Below are 14,424 nucleotides of genomic sequence, written 5' to 3'. Positions count from 1 at the left end.
GTGACGCTTAGCGTTCAGAGTCCGTATTACGGGGCACATTTCAGCTAAAATGTTTTACGCAATCAACTCAAAAGGAGAACGTAATTATGGCAAAGAATATTACAGTTATTGGCAGTTTGAATTTGGATATTCATATTCCCGTTGAACATATTCCGACTCAAGGAGAAACACTTGGTTTGTTAAGGGCTAGTACTCAGGCAGCTGGTGGTAAGGGAGCAAATCAGGCTGTTGCTGCGGCGCGATTAGGTGCTCAAGTTCATTTTATTGGTGCGACGGGTAACGATGCTGCCGGGAGAATGTTGATTAGTAAATGCAAGGCTGAAGGTATTGATGTCAGCGCAATCAGCGCGCTTGATGGCAAAAATACTGGCCAGGCTTTTATTATTTTGGAGCCTGATGGTCATAATACGATTATGGTTGAAGGTGGTGCCAACAAGTTAGTTAGCGATGCGGCCATTGAAACTGCTGCGGACAGAATTAGGCAATCCGATATTGTGATCGCTCAACTAGAGACTAATTTTGAGCCCATTATCGCAACCTTTAAAATTGCTAAAGAAGCTGGTGTGCTGACAATTTTAAACCCAGCACCTGCCAATAAACCAGTACCAGATGAGCTATTGAAATTAACGGACATCATCACGCCTAATGAAACGGAGGCCGCAACTTTAACCGGACATAAGGCAGTGACAGAGGCTGATTTCACGGCAATTACTGCCACTTTTCAGGCCAAAGGAATTCCCAATACATTGATTACCTTAGGTTCTAAGGGTGTCTATTATAATATCGCCGCTCAAACTGGCGTCGTTGCGGCACATAAAGTTGCCCGGCCAGTCGATACAACGGCTGCCGGTGATACCTTTATCGGAGCAATGGCAGCCGTTTTAAATAAGGATCTTAGTAACGCTAAGGCGGCAATCGATTTTGCTAACGCGGCATCCTCCTTAACCATTCAACGAGCAGGAGCGATGGATTCAATTCCAACTAAGGCTGAGGTTGATGCGTTGTTGTTTTAATTAAATAAGAGACCGACGATAAAAACTAATTTTGTTGTCGGCTTTTTTATGATCAAAAATAGTATTTTTTCTAATTAAACTGAATTTAGATTTAAACGCTTGAAAATTATGAATAATAATTGAATAAATAATTAATCGGACGTATAATAATGGTATTCTGATTGATGGAGCGAATGAAATGAAAAAAGGGCTGCAGTTATTTTTGGTTATTTGTTTAATATTTATGGGGCTCGGGGGAATTGTGCAACAACCTGCACAGGCCGCAACGGATGATTCTTTGGCGCGAATCCAAAGAAAAGGAACGTTGGTGATGGGTAACTCGCCGAACTACCCACCGTATGAATTTCAGATAAACAAAAACGGTAAAGAAAAAATTGTTGGGATGGATATTGAAATTGGTAAAAAAATTGCGCACGATTTGGGCGTAAAATTAGTGATCAAGAAGATGTCCTTTGACTCATTGTTGGTGGCACTAGAAACGGGCAAGGTTGATATGATTTTGTCTGGTATGAGCCCGACACCAGAACGGCGAAAGAACGTTGATTTTAGTAATGTTTATTATTCTGGTGGTCAGGATATTTTGATTAATAAGGCGGACAAAGGCCTTTACCATAATAAAGATTCTTTTCGGAGCAAAAAAATTGGTGCTGAGACAGGGACTTTACAGTACGATCAGGCCAAAAAGCAGATGCCAGGTATCAAGGTTGTCGGAATGGATAATGCCTCTGATCTCATTTTGGCGTTAAAAACCCATAAAGTCGACGGTGTTGCCAAGGATGAAGCTTCAGCAACCGCTTACGCTAAAAATGATCCTGACTTAATCGCTTTGAAAGGACACTTTAAGACCAGTAAGGCAGAGGCCGGTAACGCAATTGCTTTGCCGAAGGGATCAACTTCACTGCGGCTAGCGATTAATAAGTCACTTAGTACGATTAAACAGCAAAATTTGATTCAAAAAGAGTACTTAGTTACCGCTGGCAGTTACATGAAAGTTAATACACAAAATACGTCGATGCTGCATTACTGGAGCTATTTTGCAAAGGGTGTTCTGTACACATTAGGAATTTCATTAGTTGCAGTGATCATTGGCGTTTTACTAGGTGTTTTACTAGCCTTAATTCGATTGGGGCACATTAAAATATTGCGGGCACTAGCAACGGCCTACGTTGAATTTGTTCGTGGCACGCCGTTAATGGTGCAGATTATGTTCGTCTACTTTGGGATTGGTGTTTTTGTAAACATACCAGCTTTAATCGCCGGAACAATTGCGGTTGCTTTAAATAGTGGTGCCTACGTTAGTGAAATAATTCGTGGCGGCATTAATTCTGTGGCTAAAGGGCAAGTAGAAGCGGCCCGGAGCCTGGGATTGAGCCACGGCTCGACGATGCGGTACGTTGTCTTCCCACAAGCTTTAGCGAATATCTGGCCGGCACTTGGCAACGAATTTATTTCATTAATTAAGGAAACTTCGATTGTTTCAATTATCGGTGTAACTGATTTAATTTACCAGTTACGAATTGTGCAGGCTGATACCTATAAAGGGGTTATTCCAATTGTGATTGCCATGATCCTTTACTTCATCATGACCTTCAGTTTATCAAGGGTGCTTCGGCATTACGAAAATCGTTTACGGCACCCGGCAACAGAATAAATGATCTAAAACAGGACAAATAGTAGCTGTTGAAAGCTACCCCGTTGAAAATGGGTAACTTTCAAGACAACAGACTATTTGTCCTGTTTTAGTAAAATTTAATAGTATTTTTTTAACGTGTGGTGCAATATTACTTTAATTTCAACAATTTTTCGATATTTCCGTGGGCAATTTTTTCTTTGTCATTTGCCGAAATTGCTGTGTTGGCAAGAAAATCTTCGGCGTTACCCTTAACGTAAGGATAATCCTGCGCCCATAAGACGTGATCCGCACCCATTTCAGTGAGAACTAACTGCATTTGTGGCCAAGTAAACATACCACTAGGCGTAACGTAGACGTTCTTTTTGTAATAATAAGAGACTGGGTGTGCTAATGGATTACCAACAACTGGCGTAGTTGCGTCGTCTAAACGTTCCAAGAAATAAGGTACAAATTCACCCCAGTGGCCAGAAATTAATTTTAGGTTTGGAAACTTATCGAATAATCCAGATAAAATTAAGCGCGTAACGTGCAGGCCAGCTTCCATGTGCCAACCCCAGCCTGGTGTTGCCATGATGGCGTTAAAGCCAATCGGATTCATGTCACTATAATAGGTTTTACGAATGGTTTCTGAGGGCATCGAAGGGTGAATATAAAGTGGCACGTCGAGTTTTGCTGCCATTTCAAAGATTGGTAAAAATTGTGGTTCATCCAAAAAGTGACCACCTCTAGCAGTACCTAATAACAAGGCGCCTTGTAAGCCTAATTCAGTTACGGAACGTTTCAGTTCTTGTGCGGCTGCCTTGGGATCAGAAACCGGTAAAGTTGCAAAGCCAAGGTAACGATCTGGATGGCGTTTTACAGTAGCCGCAATGTCATCATTAATTCTTTTCGTTAACGGAATGGACTGTTCTGCTGGTAGCATATCTGGATTGGTACTGGCGTCACCATACGAAAGAATTTGCATATCAATGCCGTTTTTATCCATATACTGAAGTCGTTTTGTATCTAGATCCTGCATTTCTTCCGGCGTTACTGCATAAGCGACAAGACCTTCTGCAAACGAACGACCAAATTCTTGTAAGGCCTTAGGATCGGAAGGTTGTGTTTTCATGTAGTCCATGATTGCCTTATTTGCGTAAGCTGTACTGATATGTTCTTCTGTTGTAATTAATTTCATAATATTCACCTCATCTAAGATTTAAGTACAGTATAGCGAGATTAAAACGGAAGTTATGGACCGAATTAGCCAATAAGTTGCGTAACTAAAAAATTTTATCTAAATTATTGGTAAGGTGCAGAAACAAGTCAGTCGCTTCATTTTCAGACCATGCATTATCCAATACATAGGCGCGTAAAAACATGTAAGTTGCTGCGGCGTAAACATTACAAATGGCCACTTCATCGATTAACGTAATTTTATTTTGGTGAGCAATATTTTGATTGAAGAGCGATAGGCGTTGAATAAATTCTTGGCGGGTATTTGACCACTCGACTAGTTCAAAGACTTCGGCACGCTGTTGCCAGGTTTTCATGAGTTGGGCAGTCATGCTCCGGGCGGTTAAGCCTTGAAGTCGAAAATCTTTTTGAAATTCACTGAGATGTTTGTCGATCATTGTAACGATTACTTGTTTCGGTGATAAGTAGTAACGGTAAAAAGTTTGCCGGGAAATTCCGGCAATTTTTGCTAATTTAGGTGCACTTAGGGTTTCAAAATTAACTTTCTTTTTACAGAGAGCAAATAGGGTGGAATCGATTTTAGTTTTGGTTTTTAAAATACGTTTGTCAACTTGTTCCATGATAGTCTCCATTTAAGAAATAACTTATTCAAATAATTGTTACCTCATCTAAGGGTATTTTACTTAGTTTTTAAGAAATATTCAATTTTGAGGATTGCGGTAAAATACAATATTTCCCGGGAAATTAATCCTACTAGCACCAATGTAACGTTCGTATTCGATAATTTTGATTGAGCTATTATCTCACACAACTTAAAGTATGTTCCTTAAAATATACTGGTCTTGATTGACAGGAAGATGTTCGGAAATTAGATTGCTTTGTCACTAGTTCTAAATAGTTATATAGTTAATAAAGAAAGTTAAATTAATTAGTAGGGGAGCTTGACTAGTGTGGTTAAAATGAAAGATTTTCACCAAAGAATGGATTTTTTAGTTCTTTCAATTTTAATGAACGCTACCGGCAACGCCTTAACAATTTCTACTAATTTAGGGAGTGCAGTTTGGACAGGGTCCTCGGTTAACTTAGCCAATTGGATTCATGTCTCATTGGGCACAACTTTATTTGTCTACGGGATCGTTATTACACTGGTTAATCAACTGTTGCTGGGCCACTTTGATCGGCGCCGCTTTTTTTCTAATTTACTTTATATTGTGCCCTTTAGCTATTTAGTCCAAATAATGACGACGGCATGGGATTGGCTAGGTGTCCCTCATTTAGGGCTTGGTGTCCGCATTATTTTAGATGTTCTTGGTATTCTCACAGTGGCCGCGGCTGTGTCGATCTACCAACGCTCGAATATTCTAATGCACCCTAATGACGATTTGTCCTATATTCTTCGCTTTAAGTACCTTAAAGGATCAGCAATCTTAGGACAATGGGCAAGCTATACGCCACCAATTATGATTACGATAATTTCATTTATTGCAACTGGCCAACTTAAGGCGATTGGTTTCGGCACAATTTTAGCGTTAGTAGCTCAAGGTGCGATAATGAATTGGTCTGACCAACACGTTTTTCCAAGTCTCAAACACCACGTAGATATTTGATCATAAATAAGCAAAAGCTGTCATTATATAAAATTAAGCGCGTAATCAAGCGCGCTTAATTAATCACTAATAAATAGGCCCCAAGGCTGTTAAGCAACCTTGGAACCTATTGTTAGTGATTATTTTAATCTAAACGCTTTTCGCAACACTTTTTAGCCTAAAGGCGGCTATTATAAATCAAAAAGCTGATGTAACAAAGATCACCGTCTGGTAGTGGGTAACCAGAATTTTGATTGGTACCGTCATTTTCATGTAAAACAACAAATTCGCCACTACCGTAATCTTGTTTATTCAAGTACGTGACTAATTTCTCATCACATTCAGCCAATGTTTTGCCGGTCACGATTCGTTTGTTCCAACCACGATGAATTTCGTTGTTTATGTTCATATTCATAATTAATTCCCCCATAAGTATATTTAAATTAAAGTAAGTTTTTGACCTAATTCTGGCATAGTCGTTAAATCAGTAGCACTCAAATCATGAACAATTTTATGTTGTTCGTTAAAAATAACAAAGCGACTAGCACACTGTTTGATTTGATTGTAATCATGGCTGGCAATCAAAATTGTTTTTCCGGCCTGATTGAGTTGGATTAATAAATCCAACATTTGTTGTTGTGCGATTGGTGTTAGGCCGTTCAGTGGTTCATCTAAGATTAAAACACTAGGATTAAGAGCTAAGGCACTGGCCAAAGCGACACGTTTTTTCTCACCTCCAGAAAGATGGTAAGGCACACGATCGCGGAATTCACTACAGCCAGTTAACCTTAGGCAATCCGTAACCCGTTGTTCAATTTCGGCCGCTGACAGGGCTAGCTGTTTCGGACCAAAAGCGACCTCATCGGCTACGGTTAGGTTAAATAATTGAACGTCACTATTTTGAAAGACAAAACCAATCTGTTGGTGGAACGTTTGCCGTCTTTTAGCATTTTTTAAGAAAGCTGCATCAATTAATGCGTCGTTGAAATAGTAATCACCACTACTAGCTATTTTTAGGCCGCTTAGAATGTTAAACAGCGTCGATTTACCGGAACCGTTGGGACCCATGAAACAAACAAATTCACCGGCCTTGATTTGTAGATTAATGTCGTTTAGGCCGCAAGTAGTTGGATAATGATAGTTTAAGTGTTGCACAGTTAACATTAAAATTAGCTCCCTAAAAAGAATAGTAGACCGAATAAAGTGGCATCCAGTAACAAAACTAGATTATCGCGCCAGTGGTGAATAGACCTAGTTTCCTTTTGATAATCGCCAGTAAAACCGCGTGCTTCCATTGCGGCGTATAAGGCCAAAGCATAATCGTGGGTCTTTAAGTAAAGTATACCAAAAAGCTGGCCGATCGTTTGGTATGGGTGGGCCGTTTTACCCACTGAGCGCAGAGTGATGGCCTCCAATAGATTTAATAAGTATTCACCCAGTAGTTTTAAGTAGGTGATGGTGATAGCAACAGTGAAGATTAAACTATTAGGGCAGTGTAGTTGTTTAAGAGCAGTTATAAGCGCCGTAAAGGTTGTCGTTGTCCGGTAGTAACTAAGATTTAATAGAATTAGACAAGTTCGGCCAAAGAAAAATAGTGAATTTTGTCCAGGAAGTAGCAGAATACTTGGCAAAACGAGCAGCTCAGCAAATAAACTACTGATGACTGTTTGGCGGATGATTTTTTTTAAGTAAGCGGGCGGTAATATTACCAGTAGGCCCAGATTACAAACTAAAATTAACCACGCTATAAATGGATTCTGATTTAAAGAAATTAATAAAACAGTGCTCAAAGTGGTTAATAATTTAACTTGCGGCGCTAACCATTCTTCAAGGGGTTGGTGCCTAATGTCAGCCTCCTGTGCAAAACGCTGTAATAACTGACTTAATCGTTGGCTGTTTTGCTGTAGAAAGGAATGACCATTTCGTTTAGGGGCTACAACACGCGTTTCTTGCAGCCAGCTTGGCAGTTCAACTATCTTTGTTTTGATCATAACGAATCACCCGAACGAATAGAAAAAAGATAAGTAGGACGGTTACGGCAGATAAAATATATCCAATTGGCAGTGGAACACCCTTAATAGTGTAGTTATTAAAGAGTGCGCTGAATTGAAAGCCATGACTGATGCCACTTGGTGCACGAGTAGCCAGATGCGCGGTCTGCAAACGTTGCTGTAGTTCCATTTTATTCCACTCACCCCAGGCCGTTCCAGAAGCGATTAAACCAAGTGGCGAAAGGATGGCCAGGCCGGCTAATAGGCCGTAAATTGCTTTAGTGTGTACTTTAGTATTTTTAGTTGCTGCATGATAAATACTGTCCGGCGCTGCCTTCTTGATAAATTGGAAGACCAAGACAGTGAAAGCCGCCTCAACCCAACCAACAATAAGTAAATGGGCCGTTAGCATGGCAGGGACTGCAATATTCAATCCATAAGGACAGTAAAGCGGTGTTCCCTGCTGATTGTGAAATAGAAGTGGCTGTAAACCGAGTTCAATTCCGGCAACTAAAGCTGCGAGATTGATACCAACGTAGGCACCAACGGCTAGACCAATTTTTTCATGGTGTAATCGGCGGCCAATTAAATAGCAGGCGTAACCGACAAAAGGCATGATGAAAGCCATATTAAAGGCGTTAGCACCAAAAGCTAAAATTCCACCGTCACCAAATAGCAATGCTTGCAGGAGTAACGTAATCGAAAGTGCCAAACAGGCCGCCCAAGGCCCTAATAACACGGCAAGTAAAGTTCCCCCAACAGCGTGGGCAGTGGTTCCGCCAGGGATCGGTAAATTAAACATCATGATTAAGAAGGCCAATGAAGCCGCCACACCTAGCAGTGGAATGGTTTCTTTTTTTTCTTTAATTTGGGCCTTCACTTTTAAAACTGAAACCGTCCAAATTGGTGTCATAACAGCGATTAGTGTTCCACACGTTGTTGGACTTAAATAATTATCGGGAATGTGCAATTTAGAAAACTCCTTATCCAATAATACTAAGGTTTAATTAGCAATATGATCGATGAGGTAGCTGATATCGGTAATAATAAATTTATGATTTTTAGTGATAAGGGCACCATCGTTTTTGAGTTCATTTAGCATTCGGTTAACGCTACTACGCGAACTAATGCCGCAAAAACCGGCAATATCATCGTTAGTGACGATGAAATCAATCAGGATTCCTTCCGGGACTTGGCGGCCAAACAAATCAATTAGGCTATAGATAAAAGCACAAACAGCTCCCTTTTTTCCGTTCATGACCATTCGTTGTGAGCGGAAAATATTTTCGGAAAGCTTTTTTCGATAATAGTTTTTAACGTAATTCTGTAGTTCCAAATTTGCGTTGACATAATTCCAAAAAGTGACGCGGTCGACTTGATAAAACATTGCTTCGTCTGATTCTATTCGTACATTAAATGGCTGATCAGTGTATTTTGAAACCTCATCGCGTAATAACGAAATGACGTCGGGTTTGACGATGTAAGAAAGATTAAATTCACGACCATCCTGCAGGATAATACTATTTTTAATAATACCTTGTTTCAAAATGTAGGTGTAATGCTCGGCAAGTCCATGGTAAGTGAGATACGTATGTCGTTTTTTGTTAATTATCGGAACGTGGTGTTCATCTAAATAATTCATTAAGTACTCAATATCAGTTAATACCATTCGTCGTCATTCTTTCATGTAAGTTTTGGTTAGTCAGGAACAATTCGCTAATTACTGCATTGCCAAAATTACAATTACTTTTGTATCATACCCGTTTCAGTAAATTTGGCGACAGCATTTAAAGTATACATTTGTTAACCAGTTTTGGAAACGCCAAAGGTAGCAGACAAATTAAAAAAAGATGAGTATAACAAAGCTTGCATGTAAATTTTATAGAGAAAGAGGATGTCATTTCATGGTAGCAATTGATTTGCCATATGATAAGACGACAATTACTGCAAAAATTGCGGATGAAAATTTTGCGGGAAAACTTGTCTCAAAGGCGGCCACTTATAAAAATGAACTATCAGAAAACGAAACGGTTGAACGTTCATTAGATAATCCGATTGGTTCAGAAAGCTTAGAAACGTTAGCAACTGGTAAGAAGAATATTGTCATTATTAGTTCGGATCACACACGTCCAGTTCCATCACATATTATTACGCCAATTTTATTGCGACGTTTGCGAAGTGTTGCGCCAGATGCCCGAATTCGTATTCTCGTAGCAACTGGATTCCACCGACCTTCAACCCACGAAGAATTAGTTAATAAATATGGTGCGGACATTGTTGCCAATGAAGAGATTGTGATGCACGTTTCCACTGATGATAGCTCGATGGTTAAAATTGGCCAACTACCTTCTGGTGGCGATTGCATTATTAACCGGGTAGCTGCAGAGGCCGATTTGTTGATTTCTGAAGGCTTTATTGAATCGCACTTTTTTGCTGGCTTTTCTGGTGGTAGAAAGTCCGTTTTACCAGGTGTTGCTTCTTATAAAACAATTATGGCGAATCATTCTGGTGAATTTATTAATTCTAACAAGGCACGAACGGGTAATTTAATGCATAATCCGATTCATAAAGATATGGTTTACGCAGCGCGAACTGCTAAATTAGCCTTTATTATCAACGTGGTGTTGGATGAGGATAAAAAAATTATTGGTTCTTTTGCCGGTGATATGGAAGCCGCACATAAAGTAGGCTGTGAGTTTGTTCGTGATTTGTCTAGTGTAAAGAAGATCCCTAGTGATATTACGATTTCTACCAATGGTGGTTTCCCATTAGATCAAAATATTTATCAGGCCGTTAAAGGAATGACGGCTGCCGAAGCAACTAATAAAGAAAACGGCACGATTATTATGGTGGCCGGTGCTCGCGATGGTCACGGTGGTGATGGCTTCTACCATAATTTGGCTGATGTAGATGATCCAAAAGAATTCTTAGATCAAGCAATTAATACACCGCGTTTAAAGACCATTCCTGATCAATGGACCGCCCAAATTTTCGCCCGAATTCTGGTTCATCATCACGTTATATTTGTCTCTGATCTAGTTGATCCTAAGTTAATTACTTCAATGCACATGGACTTGGCAACTTCTTTGGATCAGGCTTTAGAAATGGCGTATCAACGAGAAGGCCAGGATTCAAAAGTTGTTGTTATTCCGGATGGTTTAGGCGTTATTGTTCGTTAGTTGGTGTAATTATGGATAAAAAAGCATTACGAGAATTGCTACAACAAGTTGCCAATGGAAAAACGGGTGCAGAAGTCGCTGCGGCGAGTTTGGAAAAACAATCTTTTACCGATATTGGTTTTGCCAACGTTGATTTGGCACGCCAGAAACGTAATGGCTATCCAGAAGTTATTTATGGAGAAGGAAAGACTGCCGAACAGATAGTTGAAATTGCAAAGGTGCTTCAACAACAGACTGCACCGATTTTAGCAACTCGTGTCTCGCCAGAAAAGTTTGGTGCCGTAAAAATTGCCTTGCCTGAGGCAATCTATTATAAAGAAGCACGTTGTACCGTGATTGGAACGGCGCTGCCACAAACGAAAAGCTACATTGCAATCGTAACTGCCGGCACTTCAGACGTGCCAGTTGCCGAAGAGGCGGCAATTACCGCGGAAACGTTTGGTAATCAGGTGGAGCGTGTCTACGATGTCGGCGTGGCTGGAATTCAGCGCCTGTTTGCCCGGTTAGACGTTATTCGTGGTGCGAAGGTCGTGATTGTGATTGCGGGAATGGAAGGCGCCTTGGCCAGTGTTGTTGGTGGTTTGATTAATAAACCATTAATTGCGGTTCCTACTAGTATCGGCTATGGAACTAACTTTGGTGGTTTGACAGCACTCATGACGATGCTTAATAGCTGTGCGTCGGGAATTACAGTTGTTAACGTTGATAATGGCTTTGGTGCGGCCTATTCGGCTAGTATGATCAATCATTTATGATGAGGGAGATTTAGAATGCGAATACTTTATTTAGACGCTTTTTCCGGTATTAGCGGTGATATGTTTATTGGTGCGTTACTTGATTTAGGTGTTGACTTTGAGCAATTTAAGCAAGAATTAGCCAAGTTGGGTGTTCATGGCTACACTTTGAAAAAACAAGAATTAGCTAAGAGTAGTATTTATGGAACGGACTTTGACGTTATTCTTGATCACGAAAAGGATCATGGTTTTGTTGAACGGCATCAAGCAGGCCAGCACCACCAGCATGGGCGGCATTTAGACGAAATTCTTGAATTGATTAAAAATAGTGATTTATCAAAACGTGTTAAAGAACAAGCCAGTGCGGTTTTTTCTGAAATTGCTAAGGCCGAAGCAACCGTTCATCATTTACCGCTCACTGAAGTCCATTTTCACGAAGTTGGCGCGCTTGATTCTATTGTTGATATCGTTGGCTGTTGTATTGCCTTGGAGCTATTAAATGTTGATCAAATTAAGGCCTCTGAATTAGCTGATGGCACTGGCCTTATCCAAGTCGCTCATGGGCAAATGCCCGTTCCAGTGCCGGCGGTTATGCAAATGCGCGTTGGCACCGCTATTCCGATTAAACAGCGGTTGGATGTTAATACGGAGCTGATTACACCGACTGGCATGGGGTTGGTTAAAACACTGGTCACTGATTTTGGACCACTACCAACTGATTTAACGGCGGAAAAAATTGGTTACGGCTTTGGCAAACGTGATACAGGTGGTTTTAATGCCTTACGTGCCATTATTTTTGAAAAAAAAAACTAAGTCAGCAGGAAATTAGTAAAACAGGCGATGAGATTTTACTAATTGAGGCCAACCTCGATGATCAGACCGGTGAGGCGTTAGGTTACGTGATGAATCTACTGCTGGATGCAGGCGCACTTGATGTTTTTTTCACACCGATTCAAATGAAGAAAAATCGGCCAGCCGTTAAACTATCGGTATTAATTAGGCCAATCGAGCGCGCTAAATTTGCGCGCTTGATCCTACAAGAAACAAGCACGATCGGTGTTCGTTATCAGAAATGGCAGCGCACAGTTATGACGCGAAGCTTTGAAAAAGTTACGACAGAATATGGTCAAGTTCGCGTTAAAGTCGCCACCTATGATGATTTAGTTAAACGGACACCTGAATATGAAGATTGCTTAAAATTGGCCCAGAAGCAGCACGTTACGCTAACTGCAGTTTATCAGGCGGCAATTCAGCAATTTCAGTAACTGTATTTTTGAATTTTAAGATAGGATTGGAAATTATTTTTTTAGCAAGCTAGTGGAGCTGTGTTTGGACAACCTTTTTTTAGTATTTACTTGACTAATTTAGTGAAAACAGGGTAACCACAGTAATCTAAACGCTTTTCCAACACTCTTGGGTACACATTAAATTTACGGGAGGAGATCACTTGTTTCATCAATTAGTTGCAGAATTTATGGGGACCGCCTTAATGATTATTTTTGGGGTTGGCGTTCATTGTAGCGAGGTTTTAAAAGGGACTAAGTATCGTGGTTCAGGCCACATTTTTGCTATTACGACTTGGGGATTTGGGATTACGATTTCACTATTTATCTTTGGAAATGTTTGTATTAACCCAGCCATGGTATTAGCGCAGTGTTTGCTAGGCAATCTAAAATGGTCATTATTGCTACCTTATTCACTTGCCGAAGTATTTGGTGGAGTTGTCGGTGCCATGATCGTTTGGGTTATGTACGCCGATCACTTTAAGGCCTCAGAAAACGAAATCTCACCGATTACGATTCGAAACCTCTTCTCTACTGCACCTGCCGTTCGTAATTTACCACGTAATTTCTTTGTGGAATTTTTCGACACGTTTATTTTCATTTCTGGTATCTTGGCCATTTCGCAAATTAAGACGCCGGGTATTGTTCCAATTGGTGTTGGTTTATTAGTTTGGGCGATTGGTATGGGGCTCGGCGGACCAACTGGTTTCGCAATGAACTTGGCCCGCGACATGGGCCCAAGAATTGCGCACGCGTTATTGCCAATTAAAAACAAGGCTAATAGTGACTGGCAGTATGGTATTTTGGTACCTGGTATTGCACCATTTGTTGGCGCGGCCTGTGCTGCTTTATTCATGCACGGATTTTTTAATATTCAATAATTTGATTAAAGGAGAACTTCAAATATGCAAACATTAAACGAAAAAAAACAAACACTAACGACAACTTTAAAGAGCTTAAACCAGGTAACTGTTGCTTTTTCTGGTGGGATTGATAGTACCTTGATTTTAAAAATGGCGCTAGATACACTTGGCAGTGAGAATGTTGTTGCGGTTGTTGCTAACTCAGAATTATTTACGAACGAAGAATTTGATAGGGCCATTTCATTGGCAAAGGAGTTAGGTGCTAACGTCCAAGCAACAACGCTTGACTACTTGGCTAATGATCACATCAAACAGAATCTGGCCGATAGCTGGTACTACGCTAAGCAAATGTTTTATTCACGGTTAACTGAAATTGCTGCTGAAAATGGTTCGACGGCCGTGCTTGATGGCATGATTATGGATGATAAGAATGACTATCGACCAGGTTTACGGGCACGGGATGAAGCAGGTGCTCGTAGCCTTTTACAAGAGGCAGGATTGTACAAAAAGGATGTTCGTGAATTGGCCCAAGAATTAGATTTAACTAACTGGAATAAAGTTGCTTCTTGCTCAGTTTCATCTCGTTTTCCATACGGGACAACGTTAACTTCTGCGACTATTCAACAAGTTATGAAAGCCGAAAAGTACATTCGTGATCTTGGCTTTCCAACTGTTCGCGTTCGTTTTCATGATGACGTTGCTCGAATCGAGATTCCAGAAGCGCGAATTGGTGATTTCTTAGTCTTTAACGAACGAGTTAATAAAGAGTTAATCAAGGATGGTTTTAAGTACGTCGCACTTGATCTCGGTGGCTTCCGCAGCGGTCGAATGAACGATGTTTTATCAAAGAAACAATTAACTCAATTTGCTTAAACTATAATTTGTAATTAAGTTACTTACAGAAAGTGACCTGTTGACAGGTTTTATTTATTCAGGTATGCTCAAGCCATAAAGTAATTTGGAGGT

16 protein-coding genes are annotated in these 14,424 nt (G+C 40.4%); 9 read left to right on the top strand and 7 right to left on the bottom strand.

Annotated features, from left to right (window positions below; genetic code table 11):
• Nucleotides 1–86 precede the first annotated feature (86 nt).
• The gene (gene rbsK / locus EKM98_RS02735) at nucleotides 87–1,013 is read left to right on the top strand and encodes a ribokinase (RefSeq protein ID WP_125980409.1); all 927 of its coding nucleotides are present in this window, start codon (nucleotides 87–89) and stop codon (nucleotides 1,011–1,013) included.
• Between the two features lie 178 nt (nucleotides 1,014–1,191).
• Nucleotides 1,192–2,664, top strand: a complete 1,473-nt coding sequence (locus EKM98_RS02730; RefSeq protein WP_125980407.1) for an ABC transporter substrate-binding protein/permease — start codon at nucleotides 1,192–1,194, stop codon at nucleotides 2,662–2,664.
• 130 nt (nucleotides 2,665–2,794) lie between these two features.
• Here EKM98_RS02730 and EKM98_RS02725 read toward each other — a convergent pair whose 3' ends face one another.
• Nucleotides 2,795–3,823, bottom strand: a complete 1,029-nt coding sequence (locus EKM98_RS02725) for an amidohydrolase family protein (RefSeq protein WP_125980405.1) — start codon at nucleotides 3,821–3,823, stop codon at nucleotides 2,795–2,797.
• Between the two features lie 85 nt (nucleotides 3,824–3,908).
• Complete coding sequence (locus tag EKM98_RS02720; protein WP_125980403.1) at nucleotides 3,909–4,442, bottom strand: TetR/AcrR family transcriptional regulator; 534 nt, start codon at nucleotides 4,440–4,442, stop codon at nucleotides 3,909–3,911.
• Nucleotides 4,443–4,772: 330 nt separating this feature from the next.
• Here EKM98_RS02720 and EKM98_RS02715 point away from each other — a divergent pair, with 330 nt between their 5' ends.
• Nucleotides 4,773–5,429 (top strand): hypothetical protein, encoded by a 657-nt coding sequence (locus tag EKM98_RS02715; RefSeq protein WP_125980401.1) that lies wholly within the window; start codon nucleotides 4,773–4,775, stop codon nucleotides 5,427–5,429.
• A 157-nt stretch (nucleotides 5,430–5,586) separates the two neighbouring features.
• On the opposite strand, the gene EKM98_RS02710 is transcribed toward EKM98_RS02715, so the two are convergent.
• The 5 genes from EKM98_RS02710 to EKM98_RS02690 are packed head-to-tail and all read right to left on the bottom strand — an operon-like array spanning nucleotide 5,587 to nucleotide 9,068.
• Nucleotides 5,587–5,823: a hypothetical protein gene (locus EKM98_RS02710; RefSeq protein ID WP_068225873.1), complete on the bottom strand. Its 237-nt coding sequence runs from the start codon at nucleotides 5,821–5,823 to the stop codon at nucleotides 5,587–5,589.
• Nucleotides 5,824–5,846: 23 nt separating this feature from the next.
• Nucleotides 5,847–6,572, bottom strand: coding sequence for an energy-coupling factor ABC transporter ATP-binding protein (locus EKM98_RS02705; protein WP_125980399.1), 726 nt, complete (start codon nucleotides 6,570–6,572; stop codon nucleotides 5,847–5,849).
• A gap of 5 nt (nucleotides 6,573–6,577) precedes the next feature.
• Complete coding sequence (locus EKM98_RS02700) at nucleotides 6,578–7,399, bottom strand: energy-coupling factor transporter transmembrane component T (protein WP_125980398.1); 822 nt, start codon at nucleotides 7,397–7,399, stop codon at nucleotides 6,578–6,580.
• Nucleotides 7,377–8,369, bottom strand: coding sequence for a cobalt transporter CbiM (gene cbiM, locus EKM98_RS02695; protein WP_125980396.1), 993 nt, complete (start codon nucleotides 8,367–8,369; stop codon nucleotides 7,377–7,379). The genes EKM98_RS02700 and cbiM overlap by 23 nt, the downstream gene beginning before the upstream one ends.
• A gap of 33 nt (nucleotides 8,370–8,402) precedes the next feature.
• Nucleotides 8,403–9,068 carry a Crp/Fnr family transcriptional regulator gene (locus EKM98_RS02690; protein ID WP_125980394.1) on the bottom strand — a complete coding sequence of 222 codons (666 nt, stop codon included), beginning with the start codon at nucleotides 9,066–9,068 and terminating at the stop codon, nucleotides 8,403–8,405.
• A gap of 235 nt (nucleotides 9,069–9,303) precedes the next feature.
• Here EKM98_RS02690 and larA point away from each other — a divergent pair, with 235 nt between their 5' ends.
• The 6 genes from larA (at nucleotide 9,304) to larE (ending at nucleotide 14,331) form a co-directional block, all read left to right on the top strand.
• Complete coding sequence (larA, locus tag EKM98_RS02685) at nucleotides 9,304–10,578, top strand: nickel-dependent lactate racemase (protein ID WP_125980392.1); 1,275 nt, start codon at nucleotides 9,304–9,306, stop codon at nucleotides 10,576–10,578.
• Between the two features lie 11 nt (nucleotides 10,579–10,589).
• Nucleotides 10,590–11,333, top strand: a complete 744-nt coding sequence (gene larB, locus EKM98_RS02680) for a nickel pincer cofactor biosynthesis protein LarB (RefSeq protein WP_125980390.1) — start codon at nucleotides 10,590–10,592, stop codon at nucleotides 11,331–11,333.
• A gap of 15 nt (nucleotides 11,334–11,348) precedes the next feature.
• Nucleotides 11,349–12,125, top strand: a complete 777-nt coding sequence (locus tag EKM98_RS12235; protein ID WP_068279418.1) for a LarC family nickel insertion protein — start codon at nucleotides 11,349–11,351, stop codon at nucleotides 12,123–12,125.
• Nucleotides 12,126–12,136: 11 nt separating this feature from the next.
• Nucleotides 12,137–12,577 (top strand): nickel insertion protein, encoded by a 441-nt coding sequence (larC, locus tag EKM98_RS12230; RefSeq protein WP_125980388.1) that lies wholly within the window; start codon nucleotides 12,137–12,139, stop codon nucleotides 12,575–12,577.
• Between the two features lie 182 nt (nucleotides 12,578–12,759).
• Nucleotides 12,760–13,476: a D/L-lactic acid transporter LarD gene (larD, locus tag EKM98_RS02665; protein ID WP_068225864.1), complete on the top strand. Its 717-nt coding sequence runs from the start codon at nucleotides 12,760–12,762 to the stop codon at nucleotides 13,474–13,476.
• A 24-nt stretch (nucleotides 13,477–13,500) separates the two neighbouring features.
• Complete coding sequence (gene larE / locus EKM98_RS02660) at nucleotides 13,501–14,331, top strand: ATP-dependent sacrificial sulfur transferase LarE (protein WP_068279415.1); 831 nt, start codon at nucleotides 13,501–13,503, stop codon at nucleotides 14,329–14,331.
• Nucleotides 14,332–14,424 lie beyond the last annotated feature (93 nt).

The sequence above is a fragment of the Loigolactobacillus iwatensis genome (assembly GCF_003950295.1).
Taxonomy (GTDB): Bacteria; Bacillota; Bacilli; order Lactobacillales; family Lactobacillaceae; genus Loigolactobacillus; species Loigolactobacillus iwatensis.
Note: the sequence above shows the minus strand (reverse complement) of the source record. Positions and strands in the feature narration are given on the sequence as shown.

What these genes read in the sequence shown, in the direction of transcription:
- rbsK (WP_125980409.1), top strand. Translation starts at nt 87, where the DNA reads ATGGCAAAGAATATTACAGTTATTGGCAGTTTGAATTTGGATATTCAT.
- EKM98_RS02730 (WP_125980407.1), top strand. Translation starts at nt 1,192, where the DNA reads ATGAAAAAAGGGCTGCAGTTATTTTTGGTTATTTGTTTAATATTTATG.
- EKM98_RS02725 (WP_125980405.1), bottom strand. Translation starts at nt 3,823, where the DNA reads ATGAAATTAATTACAACAGAAGAACATATCAGTACAGCTTACGCAAAT.
- EKM98_RS02720 (WP_125980403.1), bottom strand. Translation starts at nt 4,442, where the DNA reads ATGGAACAAGTTGACAAACGTATTTTAAAAACCAAAACTAAAATCGAT.
- EKM98_RS02710 (WP_068225873.1), bottom strand. Translation starts at nt 5,823, where the DNA reads ATGAATATGAACATAAACAACGAAATTCATCGTGGTTGGAACAAACGA.
- EKM98_RS02705 (WP_125980399.1), bottom strand. Translation starts at nt 6,572, where the DNA reads ATGTTAACTGTGCAACACTTAAACTATCATTATCCAACTACTTGCGGC.
- EKM98_RS02700 (WP_125980398.1), bottom strand. Translation starts at nt 7,399, where the DNA reads ATGATCAAAACAAAGATAGTTGAACTGCCAAGCTGGCTGCAAGAAACG.
- EKM98_RS02690 (WP_125980394.1), bottom strand. Translation starts at nt 9,068, where the DNA reads ATGGTATTAACTGATATTGAGTACTTAATGAATTATTTAGATGAACAC.
- larA (WP_125980392.1), top strand. Translation starts at nt 9,304, where the DNA reads ATGGTAGCAATTGATTTGCCATATGATAAGACGACAATTACTGCAAAA.
- larB (WP_125980390.1), top strand. Translation starts at nt 10,590, where the DNA reads ATGGATAAAAAAGCATTACGAGAATTGCTACAACAAGTTGCCAATGGA.
- EKM98_RS12235 (WP_068279418.1), top strand. Translation starts at nt 11,349, where the DNA reads ATGCGAATACTTTATTTAGACGCTTTTTCCGGTATTAGCGGTGATATG.
- larE (WP_068279415.1), top strand. Translation starts at nt 13,501, where the DNA reads ATGCAAACATTAAACGAAAAAAAACAAACACTAACGACAACTTTAAAG.